Origin of the sequence: Pseudoduganella sp. SL102, assembly GCF_027856995.1 — a bacterium.
GTDB lineage: Bacteria > Pseudomonadota > Gammaproteobacteria > Burkholderiales > Burkholderiaceae_D > Rugamonas > Rugamonas albidiflava.
Genome location: NZ_CP115554.1, coordinates 4,041,907 through 4,068,786 on the forward strand (window position 1 = coordinate 4,041,907; position 26,880 = coordinate 4,068,786).

Genomic DNA, 26,880 nt, shown 5'->3' on the forward strand with positions numbered 1-26,880 from the left:
TTCCTTACACTAAGGAGTGAATGGAAAGTCCTGATGAGCGGTAACCCATTGATCTGGCTCAAAGCCAGCCGTTATGGCATATATCTTGCGCGTCAGTTCTGGTCGCCCGTCTCAAGGAGATTCGCATGTCCCCTCCCGAGCTACCGGATTCGCCCGGCGAACAGGCGAATATGCGGCGCAAACTCGAGCAACTCCACATCGATTGCAGCAAAGAGCTTGCCAAGGGGCTCGAAGAATTCAACAGCCGTTTCGATAAGGCGCCGGCAGACCAGTGGCGCGCGCTGGACGACGAGGCCGGTAGCACGTTCAGTGAAGTCTTCCGCTTCGAGCTCGACGCGCTCGGCGGCAATGTGCCGAAGCATGCAGGGCCTGCCGACCTGACGGACGTCTACGCAGCAGCCCACGAGGCCGGGCTTGCCGGCCTGGCCTTCTCGGGCGGTGGCATTCGCAGCGCCACGTTCAACCTGGGTGTCGTGCAGGCATTGGCGCAATCGCGCGTGCTGCATGATTTCGATTACCTCTCCACCGTTTCCGGTGGCAGCTATATCGGCGGCTGGCTGTCGAAATGGATCCACCATCTGCAGGGGGACGTGACCCGGCTGGAAAGCGAGATGGCGGGCGCGGTACCTCGTTCGCCTGACCCGGACGCGGCGGCGCCTTCGCCTGGCTCGGACACGGTACCGCCCTCGCCTGACGCGAACGAGGAGCAGACTTCTCCCGGCCCGGTCAAGCCGGCGACGCGCGCGGAACCACGCCCCGTGCAGTATCTGCGCCGCTACAGCAATTACCTGACGCCCCGCACCGGCATGTTCAGTGCGGACACGTGGACTTTGGTCTGCACCTATGTGCGCAACACCCTGCTGAACTTGCTCATTCTCATGGCCTGGCTATCAGCAGTGTTCCTCCTGCCGCGCCTGCTACTGCCCGGTATCGCGGCCGCAATGGCGGGCACCGAATCGATCTGGCCATTCGCCGTTGCCGTGTTCCTGCTGGCGGTGGCCGGCATCGCATTCAGCATTTCGCGGCGCGATCCGCGGCCGTGGCAAGGCTGGGGCCTGCAAGGCCAGGGTGGCGTACTGGTGGGCGTCTGCATACCGCTGCTGCTGGCGGGGCTGCTGGGCAGCATGGCGCTGCGGCAGGAGCAGGCTTCGCTGGCCACGTTCTGGGATGACTTGCCCGATTCGCTGAGCCCGGAATACTCGTTCATGCTCCTGCCTGGACTGTGCTATTTCCTGGCGTGGGGGCTGGGATGGTCCTCGGCCCAATTGCTGAACTGGCGCGACGCCAAGCGCGCCGCAGCGGACAAGGCGGGCAAGGCGGGCAAGAAAGCCGAGGCAGGCACGCCGGGTGCGGCAGGCAACGCTGGTAATGCCGGTGAGACCAACGAGAACGACAAGGTGGCGAAGTCCGAGCAGTCCGCCAACTGCCACAACGCCGGGAAGTCCGAGAAGTCCGACACGTCCGACACGTCCGTAAACTCCGGCGCGGCCGGTACAACCGGCACCTCCGATAAGTCCGACAACTCCGCGGCGTACCCGTTCTCGCTGCGCAAAGTGTTCCGCGAAGGCTCGGTGCACCTGATCAGCGCCGCTATCGCGCTGGCGGCCGGCAGCATCCTGCTGCTGAAGCTGGTCTCCCTGGTACAGGCTTCCGCCTACCGCGATGTCAATGCCGTACGCCTTGCCACGTTCGGCATGCCGATCATGCTTTGCCTGTTCGGCGTGACGATCACGCTGATGATCGGGCTGGTCGGGCGCGAGTACCGCGACGAGAGCCGCGAATGGTGGGCGCGCCAGGGCGCCTGGACCGTGATCTTCGCGCTGGGCTGGCTTGGCCTGTTCGCCTGCACGTTCTACCTGCCGCCGCTGCTCGACTGGGCGTGGGACACCTATCTGGCGACCACTTTGATCGCAGGCGCGGTCACGACGGCGTTGACGCTGGCCGGCCTGAAAGCGGGCAGCGGCAAAGCCACTGGCGAAGGGTCGACATCGTCCTGGAAGGAATGGGTCGCGCTGGTGGCGCCCTATGCGTTCAGTATCCTCGTGATCGCGCTGCTCACGACCTGGCTGCAGCGCGTCGTTGCGCCAGTGACCACACCGGCCGCCAATGCGCCGGCAGTACAGGTGCACGCGTCACGCGGCGAGCTGGTCATGCGCTGTGCGGCGCTGCCGGACGGTTCCTCGCCGCCCAGCCGGGAATTGGCATGCAAGATGACGCTCGCCACGCCCGATGCCGCTGCCGGTGACGGCAAGCCTTCGTTGCCGGCATACCTGAACCTGTACACGCGCCGCAGCAGCGAAGCGAAATGCACGATGGATGAACTGGCGCGGCGCCCGCCCGGCGCCACGCCGGCCTGTGCTGCCGACGGCATGTCCCCGTTCGTGCTGTTCGCTGGCTGCCTGGTCGTGGCGTTTGTCGTGTCCTGGCGCGTGGACATCAACAAATTCTCGCTCTACATGATGTACCGCCTCCGCCTGGTCCGGGCCTACCTGGGTGCGAGCACCCCCAAGCGCGCGGCGCATCCGTTTACAGGGTTCGACCCGGAAGACGACCTGCCAATGCCCAGGCTGCTGCGGCAGTGGTCTGGCGACACGGCGGTCGATGTGGTACAGCGGCCGTATCACCTGATCAACGCAGCCGTGAACCTGGTGGGCGGCAAGGAACTCGGCTGGCAAAACCGCAAGGCCGGGAACTTTGTCTTTTCTCCCGCTTTCTGCGGCTTCGAACTGCCGGCCATGCCCGGAACCGATGACGCGCGCCCGCAACTGCGCGGCGCCTTCCGCCCCTCGGTCAAGTATGCGGCGGACGAAGCGGCGTTGCGCGACAACGATGCCGGCGTGAAGCTGGGAACGGCGGTGGCGGTTTCCGGTGCCGCGGCCAGCCCCAATATGGGCTACCACTCGTCGCTGCCGCTGGCTTTCCTGATGACGCTGTTCAACCTGCGTCTTGGCCGGTGGTCGCCCAATCCGATACGCAAGGACTTGTGGCGCCGCCCCGCACCCTATATCGGCTTGTTCAGCATCATTTCCGAGCTGCTGGGCCAAACCGATTCGGACGCCAGGTTCCTGTACCTGTCCGACGGCGGCCACTTTGAAAACCTCGGTGTCTACGAACTGGTGCGGCGGCGCTGCAAGCTGATCATCGCCGTCGATGCCAGCGCGGACACCCGTTACGCGTTCGACGACCTGGGTAACGCCGTGCGCAAGTGCCTGACGGATTTCAACGTGCCGATCGATTTGAAGCCCGGCAAGATCCGGCGGCTTGGCGAAGGCGAGACGGGAGCCTGCTTCGTCGCCGGCACGGTAAGGTATTCACAGGCCGACGGCGAGTGCGAGGATGGCGTGCTGCTGTATATCAAGCCGGCCATCGCCGGTGGCGAGAATGCGGATCTGCTCAACTACAGCAGGGTCAATCCGGAGTTCCCCCATCAAAGCACGGCGGACCAGTGGTTCGATGAAAGCCAGTTCGAGAGTTACCGGCTGTTGGGGTACCAGGCCGGCATGAGTGCACTGGCCGATGTCGTGGCGGCGCTGAAGAAGGATAGCCTGACCGAGCGCCGGCAGCGGCTCGCGCGCATGCGCGATGTGCTGCGACCGCGCACGGACACGAAGAGTTGAGGGCCGCCGCGACGGCGCCGCCGGGCAACGCGAGTTCCAAGTGAGTCAGCGTGCCCGGCGCATGAGGCTTCCCAAGGCGGCCGAGCAGGTGCGCGAAATGAACATCTCACCGCGCGTCGACCTTCCTGGCCATGTCGGCACTAGCGCGTCGCAGCCGCCGCGGCAGCCCGCGCCTTGTGCAGTTTCCGGTAGCTGTCGAGCAGCCGCTCGTGACGGTCGAGGCCTTCCAGCTTCATGCTGGTCGGCGTCAGGCCATGGAACCGCACCGTGCCGTCCACCGATCCCAGCACGGCGTCCATGCGCGCGTCGCCGAACATCCGGCGGAAATTGACAACGTAATCATCCAGTTCCAGGTCTTCGTTCAACACCACTTCGAGCACCACGTCCATGGCCTGGTAGAACAGCCGGCGCTCCGCCGTGTTGTCGTTGTATTGCAGGAAGGCCTTCACCAGTTCGTGCGCTTCCTCGTACTCATTCAGGGCGAGGTTGATCAGCAGCTTGAGCTCCTGGATCGTCAGCTGGCCCCAGTCGGTGTTCTCGTCGAAGTCGATGCCGATCAGCGTGGCGATGTCCGTGTAGTCATCCAGCTCGCTCTCTTCCAGGCGCTCGAGCAAGGCTTCCAGCGCGGCATCGTCCAGCGAATGCAGGTTCAGGATATCGGCGCGGAACTGCAGCGCGACATTCGTGTTATCCCAGACCAGGTCGTCGACCGGATAGATTTCCGAATAGCCGGGCACCAGGATCCGGCATGCGGTGGCACCGAGGTGGTCGTACACCGCCGTATAGACTTCCTTGCCCATCTCGGCCAGGATGCCGAACAGTGCTTCGGCTTCCTCGGCATTGGAGTTGTCGCCGTGGCCGGAGAAATCCCACTCGACGAAGTCGTAGTCGGCCTTGGCGCTGAAGAAGCGCCACGACACGATGCCGCTGGAATCGATGAAGTGTTCGACGAAGTTGTTCGGCTCCGTCACCGCGTTGCTGGCGAACGTGGGTTGCGGCAGATCGTTCAAGCCTTCGAAGCTGCGCCCTTGCAGCAATTCGGTGAGACTGCGCTCCAGTGCCACCTGCAGGCTCGGATGCGCGCCGAACGAGGCGAATACGCCGCCCGTGCGGGGATTCATCAGCGTGACGCACATGACCGGGTACTTCCCGCCCAGCGACGCATCCTTCACCAGCACCGGAAAGCCCTGCTCTTCCAGGCCCTTGATGCCGGCGACGATGCCCGGATACTTCGCCAGCACGTCGGCCGGGACGTCGGGCAAGGCGATTTCGCCCTCGATGATCTCGCGCTTGACCGCCCTTTCGAAAATCTCGGACAGGCATTGCACCTGCGCTTCGACCAGCGTGTTCCCGGCACTCATGCCATTGCTGACGAACAGGTTTTCAATCAGGTTGGACGGGAAGTACACCGTCTCGCCATCGGAGCGGCGCACATAGGGCAGCGAGCAGATGCCGCGCTCCACGTTGCCGGAATTGGTGTCGACCAGGTGCGAGCCGCGCAATTCGCCATCGGGATCGTAGATATCCAGGCAGTATTCATCGAGGATTTCGGCCGGCAGCTTGTCGCCGCGGCGCGGCTTGAACCAGCGCTCTTCCGGATAGTGCACGAAGGGTGCGTTGGCGATATCCTCGCCCCAGAACACGCCGGCGTAGAAGTGGTTGCAGCTCAGTCGCTCGATGTACTCGCCCAGGGCCGATGCCAGCGCGCTTTCCTTGGTCGAGCCCTTGCCGTTGGTGAAGCACATCGGCGAATGCGCATCGCGGATATGCAGCGACCAGACATTGGGCACGATATTGCGCCACGAAGCGATCTCGATCTTGATTCCCAGCCGGGCCAGCACGCCGGACATGTTGGCGATGGTCTGTTCCAGCGGCAGGTCCTTGCCGAAAATGTAGGTGCTGGTCGCCGCATCCGGGTTCACCGTCAGCAAGGCCTGCGCGTCGGCGTCCAGGTTCTCCACTTCCTCGATGATGAACTCGGGGCCGGCCTGCACCACTTTCTTGACGGTGCAGCGGTCGATCGAGCGCAGGATCCCTTCGCGGTCCTTGGCGGAGATGTCCGCCGGCAGTTCGACCTGGATCTTGAAAATCTGCTGGTAGCGGTTTTCCGGGTCGACGATATTGTTCTGCGACAGACGGATATTCTCGGTCGGGATATTGCGAGTCGAGCAATACAGCTTCACGAAATAGGCCGCGCACAAGGCCGACGAAGCCAGGAAGTAATCGAACGGACCAGGCGCCGAGCCATCGCCCTTGTAGCGGATCGGCTGGTCGGCGATGACCGTGAAATCGTCGAACTTGGCTTCCAGGCGAAGCTTGTCGAGAAAGTTGACCTTGATTTCCATGGGAGTGTTCCAGTAGTGCTCGAATCGAGTGAGGCCGCCATTATCCGTTGTTTCCGGCGAATGGCATAGGCTGTCGGTTCTCCGCGCACGGATGTCGTGGCGGCTGCCCTTGTCACGGCTGCGCCGAGTGCCCCTACTCTCTTGCAGGCGGTACTACAGTTGCTGGCCACCCTTCGATTTGTAGACCCGGTCTTCGATTACTTGTTGGCTTTGTAATCGACCGCGTCGAAATATCCTTCGGTTAGTTGCAAATCTGTTTGGAGAGGCGGCTCGTGGGAGCGTGCTGCCGGCCCGGATATGACTGCGTGGGAACCGTATTTTACTTTCTTTCAATATTGCCTGGGTAGCTTCCGTTCGCACCGTTATTTGCAGCCCGGATCCGGCCAAGGCTGGCATGCGTCGCGCCGCCCTGCTTCCCGCACTGGCCTCACAGCTCGGCCATTGATGCGCGGCCCTGTTCGTAGTACCTTCCGGCAGCGTTTGTCGGGCCTTCGCCGGACCGCATTCCCGGCGGAGATTGCCATCACTGAAAAGAACCTTCCCCTGCCGGTGGCCGCTCCCCTGGCTCATGGCACCGATCGTTCGCGTGCGCCGGGCATCGACCTGCTGCGCGCCGCGGCCATCGTCGCGGTCATGCTCTATCACATCACCAGCCACGGCATCGCCCTGCCCGCGATCGTGGAACATGGCTGGATGGGCGTGGACCTGTTCTTCGTTCTCAGCGGTTACCTGATCGGCTGGCAGCTGTGGCGCCAGTACGCGCAGGGTGCCACCCCGGACTGGCGGAAGTTCATGGCGGGGCGGGCGTTGCGCATCCTGCCGGCTTACTACGTGGTGCTTGTGCTCTATGTCCTGTTACCGGCATGGCGCGAAGGCGGCGACCTGCAGCCGCCGTGGAAATTCGTCACCTTCACATTGAACCTGCTCCCCGACTGGGAACAGGGCACTGCCTATTCCCATGCATGGTCGCTGTGTGTGGAAGAGCATTTCTACCTGCTGTTCCCTGCCGTTGCCTGGCTGCTGGCGCGCCGGCCGGGCGCCCTCCCCGCCGCCGCCACCGCGGTTGGCCTCGTTGGCGGCGGGATGCTGCTCAGGGCATGGCTCTGGCGGGATGGTGTCGCGCCATACCTCGATGCCGGCGACACCGGCACCGCCATGCGCCAGTATGTGGCGACGATCTACAACCCGACCTGGTCGCGCCTCGACGGCCTGCTGATGGGCGTACTCCTGGCGGCGGTGCGTGCGTTCCGGCCAGGATGGTGGGCATGGCTGATGCGGCGCGCCTGGTTGTCCCTGGCGATCGGTGCGGTGCTCCTGGCCTGCGGCACGCGCATCGCCCCCATGAGCGCCGCGGGCGCGGTCGTGCTGTTTCCCCTGGTAGCACTCGGCTGCACCTGCCTGCTGGCCGGCGCAGCGAGTCCGGCCACGTGGATCGGCCGGCGCGCGCTGCCCGGGGTCGCATCGCTCGCCATGCTGGCCTTCAGCCTGTACCTGACGCACAAGCAGGTCTATGGCTGGCTCGATGCCGCGTTACCGGGACTGGGCCGGCAGGCGCCCGTACTTGCGCTGCTGGTCTACGCTGGCGCATCGGTCGCGGTGGCCGCCCTGCTGTACCTTGCCATCGAACGGCCGTTCCTGCGGCTGCGCGATCGCTGGCTGTCAGAAAAGGCGGATTCGGCTGCCGCCGTCATTTCGTCCGTGGCGCCTGCCGGGGTTGCGGGATCCCCAGGCCCCTCGTCCGCGCCTCGTGCGACGCCATCGGACTCTTAACAGGAACTTAACCACCGCTTAACTGAGCCGCGACGCCTGGTCCGCTACCGTGCGGAGTGGCGCGCGCCGCGTACAACATTCCCGTTGTATGCCGGCGGCGCGCACTACCGACCCAGGCACATCGATCACATGACCCAGGCAAGCTCCCGTTCTTCTCTCTCCGCATCCGACCCGACGCGCTGGTGGCAGCGCACCGGCCCCTACCTGAACCTGTTCTGCCTGCTGACGGCGGGCCTGGCCTTGCTGTCGCTGTCGCGGCTCGCGCTGGTCGCCTGGCAGCGCGACCGCGTGGCGGCCGCCGGCATCCTCGGCGACATGTTCGTGCAGGGTATCCGGGCCGACCTGATCGTGCTCGGCTACCTGACGATCATCCCGCTGGCCCTTGCGCCCCTGCTGGCACACCGCCGCACGGCCAAACTGTGGACCGGGCTGACCGGCTGGTGGGCCACCGCGGCGCTGGCGTTCATCGGCTTCATGGAGCTGGCGACCCCGCAGTTCATCGTCCAGTACGACATGCGGCCGAACCGGCTGTTCATCGAATACCTCGGCTACCCGGCCGAAGTGTTCGGCACGCTGTGGAACGGCTACCGGCTGGCACTGGTCGGTACAATCGCGGCGACCGTGCTGCTGGCCGTGCTGGCGCACCGGATGCTGGCCGCCGCGTCGCGGCGCATGGTGCTGTGGCCGGCCCGCCGCCTGCTGCTGACGTGGCCGCTGCTGGTGCTGGTGGTCGCACTGCAGATCCGTTCGACGACGGCGCATCGTCCCGCCAATCCGGCCATGTTCGCGCTGAGCGGCGATGCGCTGGTCAATTCGCTGGTCATCAGCTCGGCCTGGTCCGTGCTGGACGCCATCGGCGCGATGCGCAAGGAAGCCCGGTCGTCGGAAATCTACGGCACGTTCGCGCGCGACAAAGTGCTGGCGGGAGTCCGGTCGGCCCCGTGGCTGGGCGATTACCGCTTCCCGTCCGCCGAACTGCCCACGCTGCACCACCAGCAGGCGGCGTACCGGCGCGACAAGCCGCTGAACCTGGTGATCGTGCTGGAGGAGAGCCTGGGCGCCACCTTCGTGCAATCGCTGGGCGGCCTGCCCGTGACACCGGAGCTGGAAAAACTGAAGGAACAGGGCTGGTGGTTCGAGCAGCTGTATGCCACCGGCACCCGCTCGGTGCGCGGCATCGAGGCGGTGGTGGCCGGCTATGCGCCCACGCCGGCGCGCAGCGTCGTCAAGCTGTCGCTGGCACAGCGCAATTTCTACACGCTGGCCCAGGGTCTGGGCCGGCAGGGTTACCAGACCGAGTTCGTGTACGGCGGCGAAGCGCATTTCGACAATATGCGCAGTTTCTTCACGGGCAATGGCTTCCAGAGCGTGGTCGACCGCCGCGCCATGCATCCCCGCTTCGAAGGCAGCTGGGGCGCCTCGGACGAAGACCTGTTCGACACCGCGCTGGCGCGGCTGAAGACCCTGCACGCGCAAGGCAAACCGTTCTTCAGCCTGGTTTTCACGTCGTCGAACCACGAACCGTTCGAGTTCCCCGATGGGAAGATCGCGCTGCATGACCACGACAAGCAGACCGTCAACAACGCCGTCAAGTATGCGGACTTCGCCCTCGGCAAATTCATCGCGGCCGCCAGGCAGCAGGACTACTGGAAAGATACGGTGTTCCTGATCGTGGCCGACCATGACAACCGCGTGTACGGCGACAGCCTCGTGCCGATCAACAAGTTCCACATCCCGGGCCTGATCCTGGGGGCCGACGTGCAGCCGCGGCGTATCCGCACGCTGGCCAGCCAGATCGACCTGGCGCCGACGCTGCTGTCGCTGATGGGCGTCTCCAGCGACCATCCGATGATCGGCCGCGACCTGGCGCGCGACAGCGCGACCCCGGGGCGCGCGATGCTCCAGTTCGACAACTACTTCGCGTGGCTGGAGGGCGACTCCGCCACCATCCTGCGGCCGCAGCAGGCGCCGCTGGCCGGGCGGTACGATCCCGCCAGCGGCGCGCTCACGCTCGATAGAAAGCCGCCGGCCGCGGCACTGGTCGAACGGGCCATGGCGCACGTGATGCTGCCGTCGCTGCTCTATCGGGAGCAGCGCTACCGGGTGCCCGAGTAGCCGGCCAGCCGGCGCCCCCTGCCGGCATCGTGTCCGGCGAGGCTGCCGGCGCCGGCCGCGCTTCCGCTACGCTGGTCCCCCAGGCTGTCCGTCCCGCGGGCTGGACGTGAGCCGGGCGTGCCGGAAGGTCAGCACCACCGTCTCCATCAGCGCTTCCTCGCGCCGGGGACCGGTGGCCACATACCCCACGGTCACGTCTTCCACCTCGATCTCGTAGCACTTGACCAGGCTGCCATCCGGCGCGACGCGCAGGAAGTCGAAACGGGCGCGCGCCACGCTGGCGGCGGTCACGCACAGGCGGGCCAGCACGGGCGACGCGGCATCCTCCGGCTTGACGAACCGGATCTCGGACAGGCCTTCCGGGCTGCCCGCGCCGTGCAGCGACCAGCTCACCGAATCGCAGGCAATCCACCCCTCGTACCCGCTGTCGGTCGAGCCGCCCGCGACGCCGTCGATCCGCAAGTAAGAGTGCATCGGCATCCACGCCTCCCAAGGTAATAAATCCTAATGATGATCAGTAAATTCCTACGTGACGTGATCATATCGTCAATCCGAAAGTAAATATCAAAAAATAATCCGGCGGTTACAAAGACCATCGGGGGGCGCCCCCCGGCGTTTGCTCACCAAGTTGATTGGTCCGTCCGGTTACCACAAGTGGTCTTGCCACATCGCGCGATTGGACCTACCATCGGCTTAGCCGACGCCAACAATCAACTCTCTCCAGAAGGGTGATGGCGCCGTTCCACACAACCTATGGAGACACTTCGATGAGCGAAAACAATGCCGGTCCGTTCGATCGCCGCACCGTGCTGAAGGCCGCGGGCGCGGCCGGGATCATGATGGCCACCAGCGCCTTTGCCGCGACCCCGCGCAAGCGCTATGCGGTGGTGGGCGTGGGCTCGCGCGCCCGCATGTTCACGGGCGCGATCACCGGCAAATACCGCGACGGCAACGAGATCGTGGCGATCTGCGACAGCAACCCGGGCCGCGCCGCGCTGGCCGTGCGGACCGTCACGGCCACCGGCGCCAGCCAGCCGAAAGCCTACAAGGCCGCCGATTTCGACCAGATGATCCGGGAAACCAGGCCCCAGTACGTGATCGTCACCACGCCGGACGCCAAGCATGACGAGTACATCGTGCGTGCGCTGGAGGCGGGTTGCGACGTGATCACCGAGAAGCCGATGACGACGACGGCGGAAAAGGCCCAGCGCATCCTCGACGCCGTGAAGCGCACCGGCCGCCACATCCGCGTGACGTTCAACTACCGCTATACGCCGCCCCGTTCGCAGGTGAAGGATATCCTGATGAGCGGCGAGATCGGCGACGTGATGTCGGTCGATTTCACCTGGCTGCTCAACACCGTGCACGGCGCCGACTACTTCCGCCGCTGGCACAGCAAGAAGGCGATGTCGGGCGGACTGATGATCCACAAGTCGACCCACCATTTCGACCTGGTGAACTGGTGGCTGGGCGCGCAGCCGGAGCTGGTGCACGCCTTCGGTTCGCGCCAGTTCTACACGCCTGCGACCGCGAAGCGGATGGGCCTGGCCGGCGCGCATGAACGGTGCCTCACCTGTCCGGAAAAGCAGAAGTGCACGTTCTACTTCGACCTGGCGGCCGACCCGGGCCTGAAGGCGCTGTACCTGGACAATGAAAAGCACGACGGCTACTACCGCGACCAGTGCGTGTGGCGCCCGGAAATCGATATCGAAGACACGATGAACGTGATGGTCCGCTACGACAACGGCGCGCAGCTGAACTATGCCTTGTCCGCCTACGATGCGTGGGAGGGATACCACGTGGCCTTCAACGGCACCAAGGGCCGGCTGGAGCACCGGATCGTCGAGCAGGTGGGCGCGGCCGGCGCCAGCGAAGTGCAGAGCCGCAGCGACCAGGTGCAGATCCGCGTGATCCCGCTGCGCGGCGCGCCGCGCGACATCGAGCCCTGGACGGGTACGGGTGGCCACGGCGGCGGCGATGCGGTGATGCTGGAAGAGATTTTCGGCACTGCGCCGGCCGACAAGTACAAGCGGCTGGCCGACGAACGCTCGGGGGCTTACTCGATCCTGATCGGCGTGGCCGCCAACCAGTGCTTCGAGACGGGCCAGTCGGTGAAGATCGCCGACCTGGTCACCGGGCTCAATCCTCCGGACCGCGCGCCGATGCCGACGCGCGAAACGCCGGTGCCGATGCCGCTGCGGCGCAAGATTCCGTAAGGAGAAGGCGAAAGACCTCGTCTTTCGCCGCTGCGATCAGCGCAGGTTGACCGCGTTGATCTTCCCGGCCCGGCCGCCTATGTACAGGACGCCGCGGTCGGAGATCGACAACGAGCCACCGGCAGGATACGACCAGACGATTTTGTGCGTGGCGAGATCGATCGCTTGCGTGAGCAATTGCTCGCTGACGAAGACCAGGTTCTCCGTGACGATCACCCGGGCCTGTGTACTGCCGTGCCTGCCGATGCCCTTGCTCCAGAGGAGCTTGCCCGACGCAAGGTCACGTGCTTCCAGGCTGCTGCCGTTCACCGCGTAGACAATGCCCTTTGCAACGGCGGGAGCGCCCACGAACTCGCCCTCGATCACCCACGCCCGGGTTCGCGTGGCGAGGTCGAACCCGACCAGGCGGTCGCTGCTGACGACGACGGCCGACCCTGGCCCGGCAAGCGCCACGCTGCCAATCCGTCCCCCCTGTGTCACGAAGCCCGTATCGGCGATGGAATAGACGGCGATGCCATCGTCCCTGCCGACGACCTGTAAAACGGAGTCCACATACATGTAGACATAGGAACCGTCGATTGCCGGCGTCCAGTCCCAGGACTCCTCGACACGGTCGATCTGCCACGTGGTGCCCAGCGTGGCGGCGTCGACCCGGGACGTGCCATTCCCGCTGGCGCTGCCGACGAAGACACTGTCGCCGTGCAGCACGGGAGCGTAGGTTTCATTGGACCCGTTGACCCAGGTCTCAGCCAGCAGTTGGCCACTGGCCTGGTCGTACACCTGAAGCTTGTACGCACCCGCTTTGACGACAACATAGACCTTGCCATTCGCAGCGGCCGGAGGTGACATCTTGTCGATCCCGTTCAAGTCCTTTCGCCAGACCGTCTGGCCGGTCTGCTCGCTGAAAGCCCTCAAGGAGAATTCGGGCCAGTTGCCGGAACTCCGTTCGGCGATGAATGCCCGGCCATTGTCGACCGCTACTGGATTGTTGTGAGCGATATCGCCGGTTTCCGGATACCCCCAGCGCCTGGAGAAGCGCGCCGGGTCGAAGCTGGCCGGCGCGTAGCCGCTGTGCGCGGCATTTCCTTGATACGTCGACCATGCAGGGATGCCGGGTACCTGTTCCAGTGCGGTCAGGTTGGTGGCCTTCATGACGGTCACACTCAAGGGGATGTACCACGGGGAGCCAGGAAGCGGCACCTTGCACACCTGTGGATCGTCCTCGCAGACGCGCACCTCGAGACGCGTCGCGTGCGTCCCGACGGGGAGGGTCGGTTCGGTACTCAGGACTGCTTCGTACTGGAGGGGCACGAACTGCTGGATCTTGACTTCCTTTGCGACCACGCCCTTGCTATCGACGATCGCGACATTGAAGGGTTTTTCGAAGGTACGGGTAGCCGTCGCAATCATGCGGAACCTGAAGGGTTCTCCTTCGAACACGGTGATATCCGCGGCGGGCGGATTAAATTTGAGCCAGGACTGGTCCGCCTGACTGCCGCCGGAAGCATCGCCCGCCCCGGTCGCTGTGCCGGTGGCCGGATTCGACCCGCCGGCGGACGACCCGCCACCGCCACACGCGGACAACGCTACAGCGCAAGCGGCGATGGCAAGGCCATTGGTAAATCTGTTCATGAATATCCCTGGATGGTTTCTCTGCCACGCGCAGTTTGTCTTGAAAACCCGGGATATTAACGTTCGGCCATGGTATTTGCCAATAGACAATTAGAAGGAGCGCACTGGCCACGGCGACCAGCTGACAGCGCCGCTGATCACCTGCGCCCTCCTGCTCCCCACTGGAGGCCGCGGACACGCGAGAGTGTCCGCGGCCGGGGATTTACCGCAGGTTGATCGCGACCACTTTGCCTTTCTGGCCGGCGATGTACAGCACGCCGCGGTTCGAGATGGACAGGTCACCGGCGAACGGGTACTCCCACACCTTGCGCTGGGTGGCCAGGTCGATCGCCACGGTCCGTTCCGCCGAGCCGACGAACACCAGGTTGTCGGTGACGACCAGCTGCGTGTAGGGGCCGGTGTCGAGCGATTCGGAGGTCCACAGCAGCGCGCCGGTGGCGGCCGCATGGGCTTCCACCACCGTGCCACGCGCGTTCAGCACATACACCACGTCCTTGGCGAAGGCCGGCATGCCGACGGCGGTGCCGTTCGCCTTCCAGGCGATCTTCCGGCCGGCCAGGTCGAAGCCCAGCAGGCGCCCGCCGTTGACGGCGTATGCCATGCCGCTGCCGGACAAGGCCAGCGTGGTGCCGTCATAGCCGCTCCACTGGTTGTCCGAATCAGCGATGGTGAATGCCGTGCTGCCGTCGGCCGTGGCCAGCGCATACAGGGTGCCGTTGACATAGGTGTAGGCATGACTGGCATCGACCGCCGGCGTCCAGCCGTCGTACTGCGGCAGGCCGGCGAACCAGGCCTTTTCAAACGTCGTGGTGCTGAACTTCGTCATCCCGCCGTAGTAGCCGCTGTTGGTATAGACCGCGTCGCCATAGACGGTCGGCGCGAGGTACCGTTCCCATTGCGAATCCATGCTGGTCTTGCTGAGCAGCTTGCCGGTTTCCTGGTCGAACACCCAGAAGAACGTGTCGCCGTGGCCGGACGTGGCCAGGTACACCTTGCCGTGCGCGGCGGCGGGCGGGTTGACCCGGTGGACGGCGCCGAAGTCCATGCGCCACAGTTCCTTGCCGGTGTCTTCGCTGACCGCCACCAGGATCGACGACGTGGCGAAATAGCCGCTGAACACGGCAAAGGTACGGCCGTTGTCGTGCGCGATTCGAGCGTTCTCGCCGTTCGTGTTCGACACTGGCAGGACCCAGCGGCGGGTAAACTTGCTGACGTCGAACGTCGCCGGCACGTAGCCAGTGTGGGATGCGTTGCCCTGGTAGGTTCCCCAGTTCGCCACGTTGGGCAGGTAGCTCAACGGCGTCGGGTTCGTGTCGGGCTGGACATCGACTTTCACCGGGATCAGCCACGGCGAGCCGGACAGCGGCGACTTGCACACCTTCGGATCGTCTTCGCACAGGCGCAGTTCCAGCGTGGCCGTGCGCACCCCCACCGGCAACACGGTCGACGTCTGCAGGTCGGCGCGGTATTCGAGATCCGACAGTGCGGTGACTTTCACATCGGTGGAAAACACGCCGGTCGGGTCGACGATGGCGATATTGACGGGCTTGGCGAAGGTCTTGCTCGACTTCGCGGTGATCGAGACCGTCGCCATTTCACCCACGAACGTGGTGACGTCGACGCTGGACGGAGTCAGCGTCAGCCACGACTGGTCGGGCTTGACGACCGGTGGCGTCGTCGGTGTTGCCGGCGGCGTGGACGTGCTGCCGCCCCCACCACCTCCTCCTCCGCAAGCAACCAGCGCAAGCGCACACGTGGTTCCTCCCACGAACCTGGAAAATGTATTCATGACTACCCTTGTTGATCTACGTGCCGAGCGTATCGGGCCACGTTCATTGTTAGAACTACAAGTGTATCATGTCGGAATGAAAGCTTTCCAGGGGTTAAGCTTGCTTTGGCTGGCTGGAACGGCCTTCAGCCTTCACCTTGTTGCGCATCCGCATCGATCCGGGTAATCAGCACGGTGGCGATGCGGCGCTCGCGCACTTCCGCCACTTCCAGCCGCAGGTCGTCCAGCACCAGCAGCTGCCCCACGTGCGGCAAGGTGGCGAAGCGTTCCAGCATGAAGCCGGCCAGCGATGTGTAGTCGTCCGTGGCCACGCCCAGCGCATCCGACTCGAGCACCTGCTGCAGGTAATGCAGGTCGGCGCCGCCATCCACGCGCCAGCGCCCGTCGCCCAGCGGCTGCACCACCGGCTGTTCGTCCTCGTCGGGGAATTCGCCGGCGATCGCTTCGAGGATGTCGATCGGCGTGACCAGGCCCTGGATCGTGCCGTACTCGTCGGCGATCAGCACCAGCTGGCCATGCGAGCGTTTCAGCGTTTCCATCACTTGCAGCACGCCGGCCGCATCCGGCATCACGATCGGCGGCCGGATGCTGCGCGCCGGATCGATGTGGCCGCCGTCCATCAGGTCGGCGATCACATCCTTGGCGCGCGCCACGCCGACGATATTGTCGAGCTGGCCGCGGCCGGCCGGATAGAAGCTGTGCGGGGCGTCGAGCAGCTGGGCGCGGATCGAGGCCGGGTCGTCGTCGAGGTCGACCCAGGAAATGTCCGAGCGCGGGGTCATGATGGAGCGCACCGGCCGCTGCGACAGGCTGAGCACGCCGCTGACCATGTGGCGCTCGGCCGATTCAAAGGTGGGCTGTTCGCTTTCCTTCCCGGCGGCGGCCGGTGCCTCAACGCCGCCGTCGTCGGTCTTCTCGCCCATCATGCGCAGCACGGCGTTGGCGGTGCGTTCGCGCAGCGGCACGTGTTCCTGCTGCCGGGCGAAGTTGCGCCGCGCCAGCTGGTTCAGCGCCTCGATCGCCACCGAGAAGCCGATCGCCACGTACAGGTAGCCCTTGGGAATGTGGAAGCCGAAGCCCTCGGCGATCAGCGACAGGCCGATCATCAGCAGGAAGGACAGGCACAGCACCACCACGGTCGGGTGGGCGTTGACGAAGCGGGTGAGCGGCTTGGAGGCGAACATCATCACCGCCATCGACACGATCACGGCGGCGATCATCACGGCCAGTTCGTCGACCATGCCGACCGCCGTGATCACGGAATCGAGCGAGAACACGGCATCGAGCACGATGATCTGGCCCACCACCGCGGCGAAGCTGGCGTAGGCCACGGGGCCGCTGTTCACCTGCGCCTGCCCTTCGACCCGCTCGTGCAGTTCCATCGTGGCCTTGGCCAGCAGGAAGATGCCGCCCAGCAGCAGGATCAGGTCGCGGCCCGAGAAATCCATGGTGCCGATGTGGAACAGCGGTTCGGTCAGCGTGACGATCCAGGAAATCACGCTCAGCAGCCCGAGGCGCATCAGCAGCGCCAGCGACAGCCCCAGCAGCCGCGCCTTGTCGCGCTGGTGCGGCGGCACCTTCTCGGCAACGATCGCAATGAAGATCAGGTTGTCGATGCCGAGCACGATCTCCAAGACGATCAGCGTCAGCAACCCAATCCAGATATTGGGGTCGGCCAGCCATTCCATGTGGGTGTCCCGGGGGCTATGATGAAAGAATTGTACGGGAATCGCCAGGATGGGCGAGCCCGGCAGCCTGCCGGTGCCGGCACGCCAACCCCGCCCGCCGGTGACAGTCCTGGTGCGGAAAGCTATAATCTGCCCCTTCGCCCAGGTTTGTTCCCCTCCACCCAGGATTTTCCATGTCTCTCCTCGCCCACGAACTCGAACTGCTGTCGCCCGCCAAAACCGCCGAGATCGGCCGCGAAGCCATCCTGCATGGCGCCGATGCCGTCTATATCGGCGGCCCGGCCTTCGGCGCGCGCCACAACGCGAGCAATCCGCTGGAGGACATCGCCGCGCTGACCACCTTCGCGCACCGCTACCGCTCGCGCATCTTCGTGACGATGAACACGATCATGCACGACAGCGAGCTCGAGCTGGCGCGCAAGCAGATCTGGCAACTGTACGAAGCGGGCGTGGATGCGCTGATCATCCAGGACATGGGCCTGCTGGAACTCGACCTGCCGCCGATCCAGCTGCACGCCAGCACGCAGTGCGACATCCGCACCGTCGAGCGGGCGAAATTCCTCGGCAACGTGGGCTTTTCGCAACTGGTGCTGGCGCGCGAACTGACGATCGAGCAGATCAGGAAGATCCGCGCCGAGGTCGATACCCCGCTCGAGTACTTCATTCACGGCGCGCTGTGCGTGGCGTTTTCCGGCCAGTGCTATATCTCCCATGCGGACACGGGGCGCAGCGCCAACCGGGGCGACTGCTCGCAGGCGTGCCGGCTGCCATACACGCTGTCCGACGGGCAGGGCCGCGTGGTGGCCTACGACAAGCACCTGCTGTCGATGAAGGACAATGACCAGAGCCGCAACCTGGAGGCGCTGGTCGATGCCGGCATCCGCTCGTTCAAGATCGAGGGGCGCTACAAGGACATGGGCTACGTAAAGAACATCACGGCCCACTACCGCCTGCTGCTGGACGAGATCCTGGAACGCCGCACCGAGTTCGTCCGCGCGTCGAGCGGCCGCACCCAGGTGCTGTTCACGCCGGACGTGGACAAGAACTTCCACCGCGGCCATACCGATTACTTTGCCGGCGGCCGCCAGGACGATATCGGCGCCTTCGATTCGCCGAAATACCTGGGCGTGAAGCTGGGCACCGTGACCCGGCTGGGCGGCGACCATTTCGACTTGCTGACCGATGCGCCGATGGCCAACGGCGATGGCCTGAACTTCATGGTCAAGCGCGCGTCCGCCGGGGTGCAGGCCAATACCGTGGAAAAGCTGGGAGAGAACGAGGAAGGCCAGCGCTGGCGCGTGTTCCCCAACGAGCCGATGGCCACCCTCGCCGGCCTGAAGGTCGGCACCGAAGTGCACCGCAACCGCGACCACCAGTGGGAAGCCGCGCTGGCGAAGAAATCGTCGGAACGCAAGGTCAGCGTCCACCTGGTGCTGTCCGAGCGTGCGGATGGGTTGACCTTGTCGGTCACCGACGAAGACGGCATCGCCAGCGCGACCTCCGCGGCGCTGGCATTGCAGCCCGCCCAGCAGGCGGCGCAGGCCGAGGCGGCGCTGCGCACCAGCCTGGGCAAGCTGGGCAACACGATGTTCGAAGCCGGCAGTATCGAGCTGAAGCTGTCGCAGCCGTGGTTCGTGCCGTCCGGCGCGATCAATGCGCTGCGCCGCGACGCCATCGCCGCCCACGAAGCGGCCCGGCTCGCCGCGTGGGAACGCCCGCCGCGCAAGGCGCCGGCCGAACCGCCGGCGGTCTACCCGGACACGCAGCTCACGTACCTGGCCAATGTGTACAACGAGAAGGCCCGCGCGTTCTACCACAAGCATGGCGTGCAGATGATCGCCGCCGCCTACGAGGCGCACGAGGAAGCGGGCGAAGTACCGCTGATGATCACCAAGCACTGCCTGCGCTTCTCGTTCAACCTGTGCCCGAAACAGGCCAAGGGCGTGCAGGGCGTGCAGGGGCAGGTCAAGGCCGAGCCGATGACGCTGGTCTCCGGCAGCGAGACCTATACGCTGCGCTTCGACTGCAAGCCGTGCGAGATGCACGTGGTCGGCGCGATGAAGCCGGGCATCCTGAACTCGCCGCCGCCGTCGGCCGTGCCGTACAGCCCGATGGTGTTCCACAAGCAGCGCCCGCGCGCTTGATCCGCGACGCCCACTCGGGCGATGGCGCCGCCGTCGCCGCCATCTACAACCCGTACATTACCGGCACGGCCATCAGCTTCGAGGAAGATGCCGTGACGGCGGATGACATGCGGGACCGCATCGCCGCCGTGCAGGATGGCGGCTTGCCGTGGCTGGTGCTGGAGGGTGCCGATGGCGCGATCGCCGGCTATGCGTACGCGACGAAGTGGCGCGTACGTCACGCCTACCGCCATTCGGTGGAGACGTCGGTCTACCTGGCACTGGGCAGCGAGAGGAAGGGGTACGGCACGGCCTTGTACGAGGCCCTGCTCGAACGGCTGCGCGCCCACGGTTGCCACCTGGCGATCGCCGGCATCGCGCTGCCGAACCAGGCCAGCGTGGCGCTGCATGAAAAGCTGGGATACAAAAAAGTCGCCCACTTCGGTGAAGTGGGCTTCAAGTTCGGCCGCTGGGTGGACGTGGGTTACTGGGAACTGCGGCTGGCGTAACCAGCTTTACCGCTTCGTGGCCGCCTGTTTCGCCACCGTCTGCTTGCCTGCGGCCTGCGGCGCCGCGGCCTGGTAGAGCGGTGTCACCTTCGGCAGCATCGCCGTCAGGTCGGCGATCCGCGTGTCGTGCGACGGATGGGTCGACGTGAACTCGGCCGGCTCGCTGTCACCGGCCTTCCTGTCTCCCGCTTTCTTGTCCAGCGCCTGCATCTTGCGCCACACGGCTACCGACGCTTCCGGGCGGTAACCGGCGCGCGCCGCCAGTTCCAGGCCCATCGCGTCGGCCTCCGATTCGTTCTGGCGCGAGTTCGGCAGCGTGTACAGGTAATGCGCCACCGTGTTGGCCGCCTCGATCTGCGCCTGGCTGTTCGGCGCCGCCATCAGCGCCGTGGTGCTCAGCGCGTTTTGCGCGTAGGCGCGCGAGACGCGCTCGCGGCCATGCTCGCGCAGTGCATGGGCAATCTCGTGGCCCATGATGATGGCGATCTCGTCGTCGGTCAGCTTCAGCGTGCGGACCAGGCCCGTGTAGAACGTGATCTTGCCGCCCGGCGCGCAGGTGGCGTTGATCACCGGCGCGTCGATCAGCGCCAGCTGCCAGTTCCATTTCGCCGCGTCGTCGCGGAACGACGTCACGTGTGCCTGCAGGCGGTCGGCGATCTTCTTCAGCCGCGCATACTCGGCGCCTTTCGTGACCAGCTTGCCCCGGGTCTGGGCATCGCGGTTCTGCTGCGTGTAGTTCACCAGCGCCATCTGCTCCACTTTCTCGGCCGATACCAGCATCAGCTGCTGCCGCTGGACGCCGACCGTGCCCGGCTTCGTCGTCGACGCGCAAGCCGTCAATACGGAAACGGCAGCGCAAATCACCATCGTCTGCATCTTCATGGGGGACTCCCTGTCATGTGGGGCTCCCACTGTCATGGATTGCTCGCAGGCAGTCAATTTCCAATCGCCAAGTGTTTTACCGCCATCAAACGTGCATCGAATTCACCGAAAGAGCGCGCCATGCTTGCGCTCTCGCTATAATTGCCGCGCTATTAACAATCTGGGGAAAATGGCATGAAATACGCACTGCTGGGAGCCATGCTGACGCTTGCACAGGCGGGGGCGCACGCCAATCCGTTCGGCGTCATCGAATCGCAGTCGCGCAGCGAGCTGTGGGTGAATCCCGGCTTTTACTCGTATCACTTCGACCGCGGCGAAGGGCTGGACGATACGAACCCGGGCATCGGCGCCGAATACCGCTTTTCCACGGTGGCGTCGGCCACGGCGGGACGTTTCCGCAACAGCGACCGGGCCATCTCGAACTATGCCGGCATCTACTACCAGCCTTTCTCGCTGGGGCCGTTCCGGCTGGGCGCCGTGGTCGGCGCGTTCGACGGCTATCCGAAGCACCGCGACGGCGGCTGGTTCCCGGCGCTGATTCCCGTCGTCAGCGTGGAGTACCAACGGGTGGGGGTGAACTTTGCTATCGTACCGTCGTACAAGGATCGCCTGCACGGCGCATTGACCATCCAGCTGAAGTTCAAGCTCAAGGATTGACACCCGCTCCCCCCAAAGTGGCAGGACGACCGCGGCGCGGGGTGCCACGATGGGATGATGTGAAACGAATGCCAATATGAACCATATCGCCCCCCAGGAACAACAGGCGCTGCCGGTCGAGGGCGAGCAGGATGGCTTGCCGGCCGAACTGGTGCGCCTGGCCGGCTACGTGTGTGGCGCCAGCGTGCCGCCGCAGGCCCTGGCCGACGAAAGCGCCCTGCTGGCCTGCGCGCCGGCCGCGATGGGCGCCGAGCAGCGCCAGGCCCTGGCCGACCTCGCCGCCACCGCGGCGGCCTGCCGTGAACTGAAGCGCAAGCTGGCGCGCGCCGAGAGCTTCCTGTCCGGCTTCGCCGAGCACTCCCCTTCCCCGCTGTGGATCAAGGATCGCCATGGCAGCTACGTGATGGGCAACGCCGCCCTGCACGGCTTCTTCGGCGTGCCGACCGTGGTCGGCATGGACGACAGCCACTTCTGGCCGGAAGACATTCGGCACAGCCTGGAAGAACAGGACCGCGCCGTGCTGGAAAACGGCGAAACCATCAAGACGATGGAAACCTCGCACGACGGTACCCGCCACTGGCTGGTGCACAAGTTTCCCATCGACGTGGGAGGCGAGCCCTTCCTCGGCGGCTCGGCGATCGACATGACCACCGAGGTGGAAAAGGAACGCGCGCTGATCCGGCACGACAATTTCTACGTGCTGCTGTCGCGCCTGTCCGCCATCATTACCCGCGCCAAGACGCTGGACGCGCTGTGCATGGATACCTGCCGCTTCGCCTGCCACCAGCCGGGCCTGGAAATCGTCGACATCCGCCGCGTCAATGACGCCAGCGGCGCCCTGGAACTGTTCACATCCGCCGCCCGCGACGGCACCGAGCACCGCTGGCACGAGCGGGACGGCGCATCCCCTGCCGAGGTGGTGGCGGACTGGTTTCCGCCCGAACTGGCCGCCGCTGCGGCGGCGAGCGGCCGGCTGCAGGTGTCGAACCACCAGCCCGGCGCCGGCCACCGCGTGGCCTCGTCCATGGCGATCCCCCTGTTCGTCAACAGCAAGTGCTGGGGGGTGATCTCGTTCTACTCGCACCGGCCGGCCTTCTTCGACCATTTCTATCGCGAACGGGCGGGCGAACTGGGCAATGAACTGAGCTTCGGCATCGAGCGCCTGGTCAACGCGCAGGAACTGTTCCGGCTGGCGCGCACCAACGCGCTGTCCGGCCTGCCCAGCCGCCTGCACTTCGACGAGGAAATCGCCGGGCTGGCCGCCGTCAATGCCAGCGGCACGGTCCTGCTCATCAACATCAACCGCTTCGACGAGATCAGCTCCGCGTATGGCAACACGGCAGCGATCGGGCTGATGCGGCAGGTGGCGCAGCGCCTGAGGGAAAAGGTGGCGGACCGGATGGCGCTGTCCCACGTGGGCATCGGCCGCTTCGCGCTGTTCTATCCGGACGACGAGGAACGCTCGCCGCGCAAGTACGCGCGCGACACGATCATTCCGCTGCTGGAGGGTTCCTATCAGGTCGACCAGCACAAGATCTGGTGCACCGTGAACGTGGGCGCGGCCATGCTGCCCGAGGACGGCACCAGTGCCGACGAACTGCTGGTCAAGGCCTGGGATGCGCTGGCCGGCTCGCGCGCGCAGGAAGAGCAGATCGGCTTCTACGACCGCGACGCCGACCATGCGCTGGCGCGCCAGATCAGCATGGAGGCGGAATTGCGCGAGGCGGTCGAGCGCGGCGAATTCGTCAACTTCTACCAGCCGAAGATCGACCTGAAGACCGGCAAGCTGGCCGGTGCCGAAGCGCTGGTGCGCTGGCGCCACCCTCAGCGCGGCCTGATCCAGCCCACGGAGTTCGTGCCCGTGCTGGAACGCAGCGGCCTCGTCACGCAGGTGGGCCGCAACGTGATGCAGCAGGCGATGGAAGACTGGCGCGCCTGGCACGACGCCGGGCTGAAGCCGCCGCAGATCGCCGTCAATGTGGCGCCGGCGCAGTTCCGCTGCGATTCGCTGTTCGACGACATCGAACGGGCGCTCAACACCGCCGAGGCGGCGTTGAAGCCATTGTCGATCGAGGTCACGGAAAGCGGCCTGGTGGCCGACCAGCGCCGCGTGGTGGATATCCTCAACCGCGTGCGCGAACTGCACGTGCCGGTGGCGATCGACGACTTCGGCACCGGCTACTCGTCGCTGGCCTACCTCGTCACGCTGCCGGTGGACGTGCTGAAGATCGACCGCTCGTTCGTGGTCAAGATGACGCAGGATGCCAACTACATGGGCATGGTGCAGACCATCGTGCAACTGGCGCACACGCTGGAACTGAAGGTGGTCGCCGAGGGGATCGAGACGGAAGAGGAAGCGAAGTTCCTGGAAACTGCTGCGTTGCGAGCAGGGCCAGGGCTACCTGTACGGGCGGCCATTGCCGGCCGAGGAGTTCGCCAGGCTGCTGGGGAAGTGAATGCCGGGCGAACGCCCGGCATTTCTTTCAGTACGTCCGGTCAGTGCATTGGATTAGTGCGTCAAATCAATGCGTGACCCGGGGACCGTCCGGACCCTCCTGGATCGTGCCGCGCCACGCGCCGGTTTCCTTGCCGCGCGATTCGATCAGTTCCTTGAAGCGTTTCAGGTTGTTGCGCGCTTCCAGGCCGACCGCGCCGATCAGGTCGCCGGCCGATTCCACCGCATCGGTCGGCGTATAGCTCATCTCCAGCACGATCTTGGTGCGCGAAGCACCTTGCGGCTCGAAGCGCACCACGCTGCTGTTCGGCGTGCCGGTGGTGCTGCGCCAGGCGATGCGCTTGTCGGGGATCTGCTCGACGATCTCGGCATCCCATTCGATCGGCTTGCCCAGCACGTCGGCCTTCCAGTGCAGCCGCTTGTCGTCCAGCTGGCGGATCTCATGCACGCTGCTCATGAATTTCGGGAACTCCTCGAACTGCGTCCACTGGTCGTAGGCCGTGCGCACCGGCACGTCGACGGTGATTTCCTCGCGCGCCGTCGAGCCGGCCTGGGCATTGCCCTTGCTCTTCAGGTACTTGGCGAGATAGGCGCTGCCCGCGGCGACGACCGCGAGGGTAAGTAGTCGTTTCATCGTTTCTCCTTGGCTTGGTGAATTAGTTTGATGTCGCGAATAGGCTGGATATCACAAATGTGCTGGCCAATCCGGCGCCGTGCGGCAGCACTAGTGGCCCGACCTTCAATCCTAGCCCCGTCCGGGGTCGGAGCCTATTGGGTGTATTCCGATCCGGATGTAGGTCCATGCTGGCAAGGCGTGAAATTTCTTGTGCCCCTCGGCAGCGTCGGTGGCGGCACCCGGTGGGTTCATGCGGTCCCGGCCGGGTGCGGGGGCATAACGTCGCGCGGCAGAGCGCCGCGATGACAACCCGGGGTTGCCCCGGGTCTTGGCGCGTCTCTACACAGCTCTTCGTCAGGCCCTGATCTTCGTCGTCGCGATCTGCTCGAGGATATGCTTCGGCACGCCGGCGTAGTGCTTGAACTCCATCGTGTACGTGGCGCGGCCCTGCGTCAGCGAGCGCAGGGTCGTGGAATAGCCGAACATCTCGGCCAGCGGCACCAGCGCGCGCACCAGCTTGCCGCCGCCGCCGGGGATCTCGTCCATGCCCTGCACCATCCCGCGCCGCGTCGTCAGGTCGCCCATCACGTTGCCCATGAATTCCTCGGGCGTCTCGACCTCGACATCCATGATCGGTTCCAGCAGTTGCGGATCGGCGCGGCGCATGCCGTCCTTGAACGCCATCGAGCCGGCCATCCGGAACGCATTCTCGTTCGAGTCGACGTCGTGGTAGGAGCCGAACGTCAGCGTCGCGCGCACGTCCACCACCGGATAGCCGGCCAGCACGCCCGAGCGCAGCGTTTCGGTGATGCCCTTGTCGACCGCCGGGATGAATTCGCGCGGCACCACGCCGCCCTTGATCGCATCGACGAATTCATAGCCCTTGCCCGGTTCGAGCGGTTCCAGCTTCAGCACCACGTGGCCATACTGGCCCTTGCCGCCGGACTGCTTGATGAACTTGCCCTCGACATCGGCCACGGCCTTCTGGATGGTTTCCCGGTAGGCCACCTGCGGCTTGCCCACCGAAGCCTCGACGCCGAATTCGCGCTTCATCCGGTCGACAAGGATTTCCAGGTGCAGCTCGCCCATGCCGGCCATGATGGTCTGCCCCGATTCCTCGTCGGTATGCACGCGGAACGACGGGTCTTCCTGCGCCAGGCGGGACAGCGCAATGCCCATCTTTTCCTGGTCCGCCTTGGTCTTCGGCTCCACCGCCTGCGAGATCACCGGTTCCGGGAACACCATCTTTTCCAGCACGATCACGTGGTCGGGATTGGACAGCGTGTCGCCGGTGGTCACGCCCTTCAGGCCGACGGCCGCGGCGATGTCGCCGGCAAACACTTCCTTGATTTCCTTGCGCTCGTTGGCATGCATCTGCAGGATGCGGCCCAGCCGCTCGCGCTGCCCCTTGGTCGGGTTGTACACGGTGTCGCCCGAGTTCACCACGCCCGAATACACGCGGAAGAACGCCAGCTGGCCGACGAAGGGATCGGTCATGATCTTGAATGCCAGCGCGGCGAACGGATCCGAGTCGCTCGGATGGCGTTCGATCTCGTTGTCGTCCTCGTCGTGGCCGGCGATCGCCGGCACATCGAGCGGCGACGGCAGATATTCGACCACCGCATCCAGCATCGCCTGCACGCCCTTGTTCTTGAACGCGCTGCCGGCCAGCATCGGCACGATCTCGCCGCGCACCGTGCGGGCCCGCAGCGCCGTCTTGATCTCGGCTTCGGACAGCGTGTCGCCGTTCAGGTATTTCTCGGTCAGTTCCGGTGTCGCTTCGGCGGCCGCTTCCACCAGGTTGTCGTGCCACTTCTGCGCCAGTTCCCGCAGGTCGGCCGGGATGTCCTCGTAGGTGAACTTCACGCCCTGGCTGGCATCGTCCCAGATGATCGCGCGCATTTTCACGAGGTCGATCACGCCCTGGTAGTGGTCCTCGGCGCCGACCGGGATCTGGATCGGCACGGCGTTGCCCTTCAGGCGGTCGCGGATCTGCTGCTGCACGCGGAAGAAGTCGGCGCCCACGCGGTCCATCTTGTTGACGAAGGCGATGCGCGGCACCTTGTACTTGTTCGCCTGGCGCCACACGGTCTCCGACTGCGGCTGCACGCCGCCCACGGCGTCGTAGACCATCACGGCGCCGTCGAGCACGCGCATCGAGCGTTCCACCTCGATCGTGAAATCGACGTGGCCCGGCGTGTCGATGATGTTGATGCGGTGTTCCGGGAAATTGCCGGCCATGCCGCGCCAGAAGGCCGTGGTGGCCGCCGACGTGATGGTGATGCCGCGTTCCTGTTCCTGCTCCATCCAGTCCATGGTGGCCGCGCCGTTGTGCACCTCGCCGATCTTGTGGTTGACACCCGTGTAGAACAGGATGCGCTCGGTGGTGGTGGTCTTGCCGGCGTCGATGTGGGCGCTGATGCCGATATTCCGGTAGCGCTCGATGGGGGTCTTGCGGCTCATGGC

Annotated in this window: 16 protein-coding genes; 8 read left to right on the plus strand and 8 right to left on the minus strand. The window is 65.2% G+C overall.

Features of this window, described 5'->3' with window-relative positions:
* Positions 1-125 precede the first annotated feature (125 nt).
* Entirely contained in the window at positions 126-3,617 is a 3,492-nt protein-coding gene (locus tag OU994_RS17055) for a patatin-like phospholipase family protein (RefSeq protein WP_281606834.1), read from the plus strand.
* Between the two features lie 140 nt (positions 3,618-3,757).
* On the opposite strand, the gene OU994_RS17060 is transcribed toward OU994_RS17055, so the two are convergent.
* Positions 3,758-5,962, minus strand: coding sequence for an OsmC domain/YcaO domain-containing protein (locus OU994_RS17060; RefSeq protein WP_281606835.1), 2,205 nt, complete (start codon positions 5,960-5,962; stop codon positions 3,758-3,760).
* Positions 5,963-6,259: 297 nt separating this feature from the next.
* On the opposite strand from OU994_RS17060, the gene OU994_RS17065 reads away from it, so the two are divergent.
* Entirely contained in the window at positions 6,260-7,732 is a 1,473-nt protein-coding gene (locus OU994_RS17065; RefSeq protein WP_281606836.1) for an acyltransferase, read from the plus strand.
* Positions 7,733-7,861: 129 nt separating this feature from the next.
* Positions 7,862-9,847 (plus strand): LTA synthase family protein, encoded by a 1,986-nt coding sequence (locus tag OU994_RS17070; RefSeq protein WP_281606837.1) that lies wholly within the window; start codon positions 7,862-7,864, stop codon positions 9,845-9,847.
* A 66-nt stretch (positions 9,848-9,913) separates the two neighbouring features.
* Here OU994_RS17070 and OU994_RS17075 read toward each other — a convergent pair whose 3' ends face one another.
* The gene (locus tag OU994_RS17075) at positions 9,914-10,327 is read right to left on the minus strand and encodes a type VI secretion system tube protein Hcp (protein ID WP_281606838.1); all 414 of its coding nucleotides are present in this window, start codon (positions 10,325-10,327) and stop codon (positions 9,914-9,916) included.
* 287 nt (positions 10,328-10,614) lie between these two features.
* Between OU994_RS17075 and OU994_RS17080 the strand changes: the two genes are divergently transcribed.
* Positions 10,615-12,063, plus strand: a complete 1,449-nt coding sequence (locus OU994_RS17080; RefSeq protein WP_281606839.1) for a Gfo/Idh/MocA family protein — start codon at positions 10,615-10,617, stop codon at positions 12,061-12,063.
* A gap of 36 nt (positions 12,064-12,099) precedes the next feature.
* On the opposite strand, the gene OU994_RS17085 is transcribed toward OU994_RS17080, so the two are convergent.
* The 3 genes from OU994_RS17085 to OU994_RS17095 all read right to left on the minus strand — a co-directional run bounded on the left by OU994_RS17085 (position 12,100) and on the right by OU994_RS17095 (position 17,172).
* Positions 12,100-13,695 carry a PQQ-binding-like beta-propeller repeat protein gene (locus OU994_RS17085; protein ID WP_281606840.1) on the minus strand — a complete coding sequence of 532 codons (1,596 nt, stop codon included), beginning with the start codon at positions 13,693-13,695 and terminating at the stop codon, positions 12,100-12,102.
* A 202-nt stretch (positions 13,696-13,897) separates the two neighbouring features.
* Positions 13,898-15,484, minus strand: coding sequence for a PQQ-binding-like beta-propeller repeat protein (locus OU994_RS17090; protein WP_281606841.1), 1,587 nt, complete (start codon positions 15,482-15,484; stop codon positions 13,898-13,900).
* Positions 15,485-15,609: 125 nt separating this feature from the next.
* On the minus strand, positions 15,610-17,172 hold the full coding sequence (locus OU994_RS17095) for a TerC family protein (protein WP_281606842.1): 1,563 nt from the start codon (positions 17,170-17,172) through the stop codon (positions 15,610-15,612).
* A 173-nt stretch (positions 17,173-17,345) separates the two neighbouring features.
* Between OU994_RS17095 and OU994_RS17100 the strand changes: the two genes are divergently transcribed.
* Positions 17,346-19,316, plus strand: coding sequence for a U32 family peptidase (locus OU994_RS17100; protein ID WP_281606843.1), 1,971 nt, complete (start codon positions 17,346-17,348; stop codon positions 19,314-19,316).
* The gene (locus OU994_RS17105; RefSeq protein WP_281606844.1) at positions 19,313-19,804 is read left to right on the plus strand and encodes an arsinothricin resistance N-acetyltransferase ArsN1 family B; all 492 of its coding nucleotides are present in this window, start codon (positions 19,313-19,315) and stop codon (positions 19,802-19,804) included. The genes OU994_RS17100 and OU994_RS17105 overlap by 4 nt, the downstream gene beginning before the upstream one ends.
* Before the next feature lie 6 nt (positions 19,805-19,810).
* Here the strand turns inward: OU994_RS17105 and OU994_RS17110 are convergent, their stop codons facing one another.
* Positions 19,811-20,686 (minus strand): M48 family metallopeptidase, encoded by an 876-nt coding sequence (locus OU994_RS17110; RefSeq protein ID WP_281606845.1) that lies wholly within the window; start codon positions 20,684-20,686, stop codon positions 19,811-19,813.
* Between the two features lie 174 nt (positions 20,687-20,860).
* On the opposite strand from OU994_RS17110, the gene OU994_RS17115 reads away from it, so the two are divergent.
* Together OU994_RS17115 and OU994_RS17120 are read left to right on the plus strand one after the other, a co-directional pair.
* Positions 20,861-21,343, plus strand: a complete 483-nt coding sequence (locus OU994_RS17115) for a hypothetical protein (protein ID WP_281606846.1) — start codon at positions 20,861-20,863, stop codon at positions 21,341-21,343.
* 76 nt (positions 21,344-21,419) lie between these two features.
* Positions 21,420-23,876 carry a bifunctional diguanylate cyclase/phosphodiesterase gene (locus tag OU994_RS17120; RefSeq protein ID WP_281606847.1) on the plus strand — a complete coding sequence of 819 codons (2,457 nt, stop codon included), beginning with the start codon at positions 21,420-21,422 and terminating at the stop codon, positions 23,874-23,876.
* On the opposite strand, the gene OU994_RS17125 is transcribed toward OU994_RS17120, so the two are convergent.
* Both OU994_RS17125 and fusA read right to left on the minus strand, forming a co-directional pair.
* Positions 23,866-24,432 carry an SRPBCC family protein gene (locus OU994_RS17125; protein ID WP_281606848.1) on the minus strand — a complete coding sequence of 189 codons (567 nt, stop codon included), beginning with the start codon at positions 24,430-24,432 and terminating at the stop codon, positions 23,866-23,868. The genes OU994_RS17120 and OU994_RS17125 overlap by 11 nt on opposite strands.
* Before the next feature lie 336 nt (positions 24,433-24,768).
* Positions 24,769-26,877 (minus strand): elongation factor G, encoded by a 2,109-nt coding sequence (fusA, locus tag OU994_RS17130; RefSeq protein ID WP_281606849.1) that lies wholly within the window; start codon positions 26,875-26,877, stop codon positions 24,769-24,771.
* Between the last annotated feature and the right edge of the window lie 3 nt (positions 26,878-26,880).

Excerpts from the sequence above, each read along its gene's own strand:
- OU994_RS17055 (WP_281606834.1), top strand. The coding sequence starts at position 126 with ATGTCCCCTCCCGAGCTACCGGATTCGCCCGGCGAACAGGCGAATATG.
- OU994_RS17060 (WP_281606835.1), bottom strand. The coding sequence starts at position 5,962 with ATGGAAATCAAGGTCAACTTTCTCGACAAGCTTCGCCTGGAAGCCAAG.
- OU994_RS17065 (WP_281606836.1), top strand. The coding sequence starts at position 6,260 with ATGACTGCGTGGGAACCGTATTTTACTTTCTTTCAATATTGCCTGGGT.
- OU994_RS17070 (WP_281606837.1), top strand. The coding sequence starts at position 7,862 with ATGACCCAGGCAAGCTCCCGTTCTTCTCTCTCCGCATCCGACCCGACG.
- OU994_RS17075 (WP_281606838.1), bottom strand. The coding sequence starts at position 10,327 with ATGCCGATGCACTCTTACTTGCGGATCGACGGCGTCGCGGGCGGCTCG.
- OU994_RS17080 (WP_281606839.1), top strand. The coding sequence starts at position 10,615 with ATGAGCGAAAACAATGCCGGTCCGTTCGATCGCCGCACCGTGCTGAAG.
- OU994_RS17085 (WP_281606840.1), bottom strand. The coding sequence starts at position 13,695 with ATGAACAGATTTACCAATGGCCTTGCCATCGCCGCTTGCGCTGTAGCG.
- OU994_RS17090 (WP_281606841.1), bottom strand. The coding sequence starts at position 15,484 with ATGAATACATTTTCCAGGTTCGTGGGAGGAACCACGTGTGCGCTTGCG.
- OU994_RS17095 (WP_281606842.1), bottom strand. The coding sequence starts at position 17,172 with ATGGAATGGCTGGCCGACCCCAATATCTGGATTGGGTTGCTGACGCTG.
- OU994_RS17100 (WP_281606843.1), top strand. The coding sequence starts at position 17,346 with ATGTCTCTCCTCGCCCACGAACTCGAACTGCTGTCGCCCGCCAAAACC.
- OU994_RS17110 (WP_281606845.1), bottom strand. The coding sequence starts at position 20,686 with ATGAAGATGCAGACGATGGTGATTTGCGCTGCCGTTTCCGTATTGACG.
- OU994_RS17115 (WP_281606846.1), top strand. The coding sequence starts at position 20,861 with ATGAAATACGCACTGCTGGGAGCCATGCTGACGCTTGCACAGGCGGGG.
- OU994_RS17120 (WP_281606847.1), top strand. The coding sequence starts at position 21,420 with ATGAACCATATCGCCCCCCAGGAACAACAGGCGCTGCCGGTCGAGGGC.
- OU994_RS17125 (WP_281606848.1), bottom strand. The coding sequence starts at position 24,432 with ATGAAACGACTACTTACCCTCGCGGTCGTCGCCGCGGGCAGCGCCTAT.
- fusA (WP_281606849.1), bottom strand. The coding sequence starts at position 26,877 with ATGAGCCGCAAGACCCCCATCGAGCGCTACCGGAATATCGGCATCAGC.